This window comes from Streptomyces sp. PU-14G, from assembly GCF_041028275.1.
Lineage (GTDB): Bacteria > Actinomycetota > Actinomycetes > Streptomycetales > Streptomycetaceae > Streptomyces.
Genome location: NZ_JASKYT010000329.1, coordinates 1 through 7,473 on the forward strand (window position 1 = coordinate 1; position 7,473 = coordinate 7,473).

Below are 7,473 nucleotides of genomic sequence, written 5' to 3' on the forward strand. Positions count from 1 at the left end.
GCGCCGCCCCCCGCGCCGTGACACTCCGTCCTGCTGCCGCCCGGCCCTCCCCGGGGGCAGCAGGACGGAGCGCGGAGCGTCGGCAGCCTCGCTGCGGGCCCGGGAGAGCGCGACGCCGGAGGGGCGAGGCGCCCTTGCCCCTCCGGCGGGCAGGGTCGTTGGTGGGGGCACCGAGTGGGATGCGCTGTCCGGTGATTTCCGATTAAAGTCTCTTCGTCACTGCTGGTTATGGGGCCGGAGCTGGTGCGCGAGGGTGCGCCGGTTCTGGCGGGGGAGGGCCTGTCGGGCATGAGCCGTCGCTCCAACGGGTTGGTCGGGATCTGGGCTGAGGCGCAGCGTCAGCAGCAACGTCGAGCGGAGGCGCAAGCCAGGTTCGAGCGTGAGCAGGAGCGGCGGCAGCGGGCCTACCAACAGGAGTTGGCGCGCAGTTATCGGGAGCAGCGAGCGGCGTACCGGCAGCAGCGGGAAGCGGACGCGAGGCGGCGGACCGAGGAGCTGGACGCGCGGGTCGCCGCCCTGCAGGGCATGTTGGCGGCGGGGTGCCGGGCTCCCGCATTCCGTGCGGGTGACCTCACCCGCGCCGAGACCGTCGAGGCCTTCGCACCCGGCAGGCTGGCGGAGCCGCTCCGGATGCCGGAGCCCCACCAGTACCAGGCGCAGGGAGGGTGGACGGCCGGTCGGCGAGCTCAGGCGCAGGCGGAGGCGCGCGCCCGGTTCGAGCGGGACTGGCACGCCGCGCAGGCCGCGGAGCACCGGCGTCAGCAGCAGTTGGCGGAGTACCGGCAGCAGTACGACCAGTGGGCCCAGGCGCAGCTCGCTGAGGTGCGCCGGCACAACGCGGGCGTCGCCGAGATGGCGGAGGCGCTGCGCGGCGGTGACGCCGACACCGTGGTGGAGTACTTCTCCGCGGCGCTGTACGCGTCCACGGGCTGGCCGGAGGATCTGCCACGGCAGGTGACGGCCGCGTACGACTCCGGGGCGCGGCAGTTGGTGCTCAACTGGGAGCTGCCCCGGTTCGACGTCGTCCCCGAGGCGAAGTCGGTGCGGTACATGCCGACCGCCGACCGGGACAAGGAGACGGCCCGACCGGTGACCCAGCGCCGCGCGCTGTACCGGGACGTGCTCGCCCAGTGCGTCCTCCTGGCGCTGCACGACCTCTTCGCGGCGGACGAGTGCGGCGTACTGGAGTCCGTCGCGTTGAACGGCTTCGTGGACGACCACGAGCCGGCGACGGGCAGGCGGGCGCAGATTTTCCTGGCCACGGTCATGGCGTCGCGGGCGTCCTTCGACCGGCTGCATCTGGAGCAGGTGAGCGCCGTCGACTGCCTGGTGGACGAGTTGCGGGGCCATCTGTCGGCGCGTCCCGACCAGCTCGGTGCGATACGTCCTGGCCGGGTTCCCGAGGACGTCGGCGACGGCGTCGTCACTCACGGGGGCGGCGAGGAGCCCGACCTGTACACGATGGACCCCCTCGCGTTCGAGTCGCTGGTCGCGGACCTGTTCCGTGCCATGGGGATGCAGGCCGTGACGACGCAGCGGTCCAACGACGGGGGTGTGGACGTCGACGCGCTCGATCCGGCGCCGATCCGCGGCGGCACGATCGTCGTGCAGGTCAAGCGCTACCGCAACACCGTGCCGCCGACCGCCGTGCGCGACCTGTACGGCACCGTGCAGGACGCCGGAGCCAACAAGGGCGTGCTGGTCACCACCTCCCGGTTCGGGCCCGGCTCGCACACCTTCGCCAACGGCAAGCCCCTGGAGCTGGTGTCCGGTGCCGAGCTGGTCGACCTGCTGCACCGGCACGGTCTGCGCGGGCGCCTCGGTGGCGGCGGGCGTACGGCGGCGGTGCCCGCCGCCGACGACGCGACCGGGGGCACCGCGGAACCGCAAGACGAGCGCGGTGACGGCACCGACCGTACCGAGCACAACATGCTGGGCATGTACTGGTCGGGCGGTGTCGCCCTGGACGTGTGCGCGCTCGTGTGCCACGGCGACCAGGTCCTGGACGACGATCACTTCGTCTTCTTCAACAACCACCAGACGCCGGGCGGCGCCGTGTGCGCGCTCCCGGCCGTTCCTCCGGACAAGGCCGCGCTTCGGGTGTCCTTCGACGCGCTGCCGCGCAGGGCGGATCGGCTCGTGATCGTCGCCGCGGTCGATCCGGTGGCCAATCCGGCGGCCGACCTGTCCGGCTTCACCGAGGCGGGCATCCGCCTGCTGGACGCCGAGGGCGGCGAACTCGACCGACTGGAGGTCTCCGACGGCCGTTCCGCCGAAACGGCGCTGGTGCTCGGCTCCTTCCGCCGCCGCGCCAACGGCGACTGGGGGTTCGTCATCGGGGGCAAGGGATACGAGGGCGGGCTGGAAGAACTGGTCCAGGACTACGGCATCGAGGTGGCCCAGTGACCTGAGTCGGAGAGGCGCCGCCTCCTGCCGACGCCTCCGGTCAGGCCCGGCTTGCCTCCATGGGGGCCGACCCCCTGGTCATTCACGTCTCAACTACTTAGAGTGCCGCCCCATGACGTCCCCACAGGTTCCGAACGGGGGACTGCTCAGCCGCTCCCGTACGGTCGCACCGGCCGGCTGGAGCCGCTGGCTGGTTCCGCCCGCCGCGCTCTCCGTCCACCTGTCCATCGGCCAGGCGTACGCGTGGAGTGTCTTCAAGCCGCCGCTGGAGAAGGCCCTCGGCCTCTCCGGGACGGCGAGCGCGCTCCCCTTCCAGCTCGCCATCGTGATGCTCGGCCTCTCGGCCGCGTTCGGCGGCACCCTCGTCGAACGCAAGGGCCCACGCTGGGCGATGGCCGTGTCACTGCTCTGCTTCGCCAGCGGGTTCCTCCTCTCCGCGCTCGGCGCCGCGACGGAGCAGTTCTGGCTGATCGTCCTCGGCTACGGCTTCGTCGGCGGCATCGGCCTCGGCATCGGCTACATCTCGCCCGTCTCGACGCTGATCAAGTGGTTCCCCGACCGCCCGGGCCTGGCGACCGGCATCGCCATCATGGGCTTCGGCGGCGGCGCGCTCATCGCCTCGCCCTGGTCCTCGCAGATGCTGGAGAGCTTCGGGTCGGACAGCGGCGGGATCGCCACCGCCTTCCTGGTGCACGGGCTCGCCTACGCGGCCTTCATGGCGCTCGGCGTCCTCCTCGTGCGGGTCCCCGCCAAGGGCTGGCGTCCGCCGGGCTGGACGCCGCCGACCGAGCGGCGCGCGATGATCTCCACCGCCCAGGTGTCGGCCCGCAACGCCCTGCGCACCCCGCAGTTTTGGTGTCTGTGGGTCGTCCTGTGCATGAACGTGACGGCGGGCATCGGCATCCTGGAGAAGGCCGCCCCGATGATCAGGGACTTCTTCGCGGACACCAGTACGCCGGTCTCCGTCTCCGCGGCCGCCGGGTTCGTCGCGCTGCTCTCGCTCACCAACATGGGCGGACGCCTGGTGTGGTCGGCCACCTCCGACGCCATCGGGCGGAAGAACATGTACCGCGTCTACCTCGGTGTCGGCGCACTGCTCTACCTGCTCATCGCCACCACCGGGGGCTCCTCGAAGCCGGTCTTCGTCCTCTGCGCGCTGGCGATCCTCTCCTTCTACGGCGGCGGGTTCTCCACCGCGCCCGCCTACCTGAAGGACCTCTTCGGCACCTACCAGGTCGGCGCCATCCACGGCCGCCTCCTCACCGCCTGGTCCACCGCGGGCGTGCTCGGCCCGCTCATCGTCAACCGGGTCGCCGACAGCCAGGAGGCGGCCGGGCGCAGCGGGCCCGGGCTCTACAGCCTCTCCCTCTACATCATGATGGGCCTGCTCGTCGTGGGTTTCGTCGCCAACGAGTGCATCCGGCCCGTGCATCCGCGCTTCCACGAGCCGGCCACGGAAGGCGGCCACGAGCCGGCCACGACCGCAGGACCCACGAACGGAACGGAGGCTCCCGATGGCTCCCAGCAGCGCCTCGTCTGAGCCGGTGGCGCCCCGCCGCACCTGGCTCGCAGTCCTCGTCTGGCTGTGGGTGGGCCTGCCGTTCGCGTACGGCCTCTACGAACTGGTCTCGAAGGCCGCCCAGTTGTTCACCGACTGACACCGGCCCGCGGCTTCACGGCCGTGCCCGGCGCGTTTGACCTCCCCCGACAGGCGCTCGTCTACTGGGAGGATCACCTCCCGCCGAACCACCCAGGAGACCCCGTGAGCAACGATGAGCGGCGCGAGCGGTATGCGAGAGCGCTGTACGCGACTCTCGGATACAGCGCGGAGCGCCACCCCTGGGCGGGCCTGTCCCCGGCCAGGCGCGAGGTGTGGTACGTCCGCGCCGACGCGGCCATCGCCGTGGCCGACGAGGAGATCGCCCAGCGGGCCGGCACGCGGCAGACGTGACGGGCGGCGCCCGCGCCCCCTCCCGGGGCGCGGACGTCCGCCCGGCCCCTGGCATCCGGCCCGCGGCCCGGCGCAGGGGCAGCGCCCTACACGGGCTCGGTGCGGATGCGCAGCTCCCCGTCCGCCACGTCGACCAGCAGGCGCGTGTGCGGCTGGAGTTCGCCGCCCAGCAGCATGCGGGAGAGCCGGTTGTCGACCTCACGCTGGATCGTGCGGCGCAGCGGCCTGGCGCCGTACTCGGGCTGGTAGCCCTGGTGGGCCAGCCAGTCGACGGCCTCGGAGGAGAAGTCGATCGACAGGTCCTGGGCGTGCACCCGGCGCCGGGTCTCCTCCAGCAGCATGTCGGTGATCTGGCGCAGCTGCGTGTCGTCGAGCCGGCGGAAGATCACGATCTCGTCGATGCGGTTGAGGAACTCGGGACGGAAGTGCTCCCGCAGCGGGCGCAGCACCCGCTCGCGCCTGGCCTCCTCGTCGGACTCGTCGCCCTGGCCGAAGCCGAGGAGGGCGCCGCGTCCCGTGATGGCCTCGGAGCCGAGGTTGCTCGTCATCACGATGACGGTGTTGCTGAAGTCCACCGTCCGGCCCTGCGAGTCGGTCAGCCGCCCGTCGTCGAGCACCTGGAGCAGCATGTTGAAGACGTCCGGGTGCGCCTTTTCGATCTCGTCCAGCAGGAGCAGCGAGTACGGGTTGCGCCGCACCGTCTCGGTCAGCTGCCCGGCCTCCTCGTGGCCGACGTATCCGGGCGGGGCGCCGACGAGCCGGCTGACGGTGTGCCGCTCCTGGTACTCGCTCATGTCCAACCGCACCATCTTCTCGTCGCTGCCGAACAGTGCTTCGGCCAGCGCCCGTGCCAGCTCCGTCTTGCCGACGCCGGTGGGGCCGAGGAAGAGGAAGCTGCCGATCGGCCGCTGCGGGTCGGCCAGGCCTGCACGGGAGCGCAGTACGGCGTCCGCGACGGCGCTGACGGCCTCGTCCTGGCCGATGACCCGCCCGCGCAGGTGCTCCTCCAGGCCGAGCAGCCGGTCCTTCTCGTCCTGGGTCAGGTTGCTGAGCGGGATGCCGGTCTGGCGGGAGATGATGTCGGCGATGTCCTCCACCGTGACCTCGGCGATCCGGTGGCCGCCTCGGCTCTCCTGCTTGCTCTCGTCGCGGCCGATGGACTCCTCCAGCTCGGCGAGCCGGTCGCGCAGCTGCTTGGCCTGCTCGTAGTCCTCGGCGGCGACGGCCTGGTCCTTGTCCCTGCGCACCTGTTCGGCCTCGCGCTCCAGCGCCCGCACGTCGGTCCCGCGGGTGGCCGTGCGCAGCCGCACGCGCGCCCCGGCCTGGTCCAGCAGGTCGATGGCCTTGTCCGGCAGGAAGCGACCGGTCAGGTACCTGTCGGACAGCTCCACCGCGGCGACCAGCGCCTCGTCGGTGTAGCGGACCTGGTGGTGCGCCTCGTAGCGGTCGCGCAGCCCGCGCAGGATCTCGATGGCGTCCGCGACGGTGGGCTCGGGCACCAGCACGGGCTGGAAGCGCCGGGCGAGCGCCGCGTCCTTCTCGATGTGGCGGCGGTGCTCCTCCAGCGTCGTGGCGCCGATGACGTGCAGTTCGCCGCGGGCGAGCGGCGGCTTGAGCATGTTGCTCGCGTCCATCGAGCCGCCCTCGGAGCCGCCGCCCGCGCCGACGACGGTGTGCAGCTCGTCGATGAAGACGATCAGGTCGTCGGTGTGGGCGCGGATCTCGTCGATGAGCCCGGTCAGCCGCTCCTCGAAATCGCCGCGGTAGCGGGTCCCGGCGACGATGCTGCCGAAGTCGAGCTGGACGACGCGGCGGCCCAGCAGGTTGTCCGGCACGTCGCCCTCGGCGATGCGCTGGGCGAGGCCCTCGACGACGGCGGTCTTGCCCACCCCCGCCTCGCCGATCAGCACCGGGTTGTTCTTGCCCCGGCGGGCGAGGATCTCGATGGTCTGCTCGATCTGCTCGTCCCGCCCGATGACCGGGTCGATGCGTCCCTCGCGGGCCAGCTCCGTCAGGTCGCGGCCGTACTTGTCGAGGTTGGGGGTGTTGCTCTCGCCCGTCTGACGGGTCCGTCCTGGCGGTGCTTCGGGCCCGCCCTGGCTCGCGCCGCCGTATCCGCTGCCGGCACGTGCGGAGCCCGGATCGAACCGGGCCGCGTTGAGGATCCGTCCCGCCGTGGAGTCCCGGTTGGCGGCCAGCGCGACGAGGACGTGCTCGGCACCGATGTAGGAGGCCCCGCGCGAACGGGCGATCTCGTGCGCGTCCAGCAGCGCCCGCTTCACGGCGGGGCTGACGGAGATGGAGCTGCGCGGCGGGCCCTCCTCCGCCGCACGGTCGATCTCGGCGGCCAGCGCGTCGGGGTCGGCCCCGGCCCGCTCGACCATGCTGTGGGTCGGCTCCGCCGCGAGCGCCGCACGCAGCAGGTGCTCGGTGTCCAGGTCGCTGCTGCCGTGCTGGGCCGCGTACGAGGCCGCGTCGGTGACGAGCTGCCGGGCCGGTTCGCTCATCAGCCGGAAGAAGTCGAAGTGGCGCGGGTCCCCGCGCTGCCCCCCGGCCCCGGATGGAGTGCCCCCGAGGAAACGCGCGACGAACTCTTCGAACGGGTCCCGACCGAAGCCTCCGGGACCCATGTACCCGCTGGTCATGGAGTATCCGTCCCGCTGACCCGACCGAGCCGGGCCACGCTGTGTCGACTGCAAGTGGCTACCGACCGGGGTTCCCGTGAACGCCCGTACGACACGCGCACGGCAGCACCGACCGCGATGACCACTTGTGCGCGCGAGACCACGTTCGGTGCGCCGCGGCGGGCCGTCCCCTCACCGTTCCAGGAGGGTGCCCAGCGGGCCGAGGTCGAGATTCAGGTCGTCCCGCGTCAGCCCGTGCTGGACACACAGCTCGTCCATGCGCTCGTCCAGCAGCATCAGTGTCGTCCCGATCCGCTCGACCTGGTCGTCCGAGACGTCCCCCAGATCGCAGCGGTGCAGCGCCTGCCGCTCCATGAGCTGGCGCAGCAGTTCGACGACGGTCAGCACGAGGCACACCAGGTCCCGGCCCACCCGGTCGGGATCCAGCTCCAGCCGGCCCGTCGGACCGGGGGCGGGGCCGGGGGCGCGTGG

At 72.2% G+C, this 7,473-nt stretch carries 6 protein-coding genes; 4 read left to right on the forward strand and 2 right to left on the reverse strand.

Annotation, left to right across the window (positions count from 1 at the left end; translation table 11 throughout):
- The first annotated feature begins 288 nt into the window (after window positions 1–288).
- The 4 genes from AB8Z75_RS27685 (at window position 289) to AB8Z75_RS27700 (ending at window position 4,357) form a co-directional block, all read left to right on the forward strand.
- Window positions 289–2,406, forward strand: coding sequence for a restriction endonuclease (locus tag AB8Z75_RS27685; protein ID WP_369206663.1), 2,118 nt, complete (start codon window positions 289–291; stop codon window positions 2,404–2,406).
- A gap of 112 nt (window positions 2,407–2,518) precedes the next feature.
- On the forward strand, window positions 2,519–3,946 hold the full coding sequence (locus AB8Z75_RS27690) for an OFA family MFS transporter (protein WP_369206665.1): 1,428 nt from the start codon (window positions 2,519–2,521) through the stop codon (window positions 3,944–3,946).
- Window positions 3,921–4,064, forward strand: a complete 144-nt coding sequence (locus AB8Z75_RS27695; protein ID WP_369206667.1) for a hypothetical protein — start codon at window positions 3,921–3,923, stop codon at window positions 4,062–4,064. Before AB8Z75_RS27690 ends, AB8Z75_RS27695 begins: the two co-directional genes overlap by 26 nt.
- A 104-nt stretch (window positions 4,065–4,168) precedes the next feature.
- Window positions 4,169–4,357 (forward strand): hypothetical protein, encoded by a 189-nt coding sequence (locus AB8Z75_RS27700; protein ID WP_114024716.1) that lies wholly within the window; start codon window positions 4,169–4,171, stop codon window positions 4,355–4,357.
- An 86-nt stretch (window positions 4,358–4,443) separates the two neighbouring features.
- On the opposite strand, the gene AB8Z75_RS27705 is transcribed toward AB8Z75_RS27700, so the two are convergent.
- Together AB8Z75_RS27705 and AB8Z75_RS27710 are read right to left on the reverse strand one after the other, a co-directional pair.
- Window positions 4,444–7,002, reverse strand: coding sequence for an ATP-dependent Clp protease ATP-binding subunit (locus AB8Z75_RS27705; RefSeq protein WP_369206669.1), 2,559 nt, complete (start codon window positions 7,000–7,002; stop codon window positions 4,444–4,446).
- A gap of 171 nt (window positions 7,003–7,173) precedes the next feature.
- Window positions 7,174–7,434, reverse strand: a complete 261-nt coding sequence (locus tag AB8Z75_RS27710; RefSeq protein WP_369206671.1) for a gas vesicle protein K — start codon at window positions 7,432–7,434, stop codon at window positions 7,174–7,176.
- Between the last annotated feature and the right edge of the window lie 39 nt (window positions 7,435–7,473).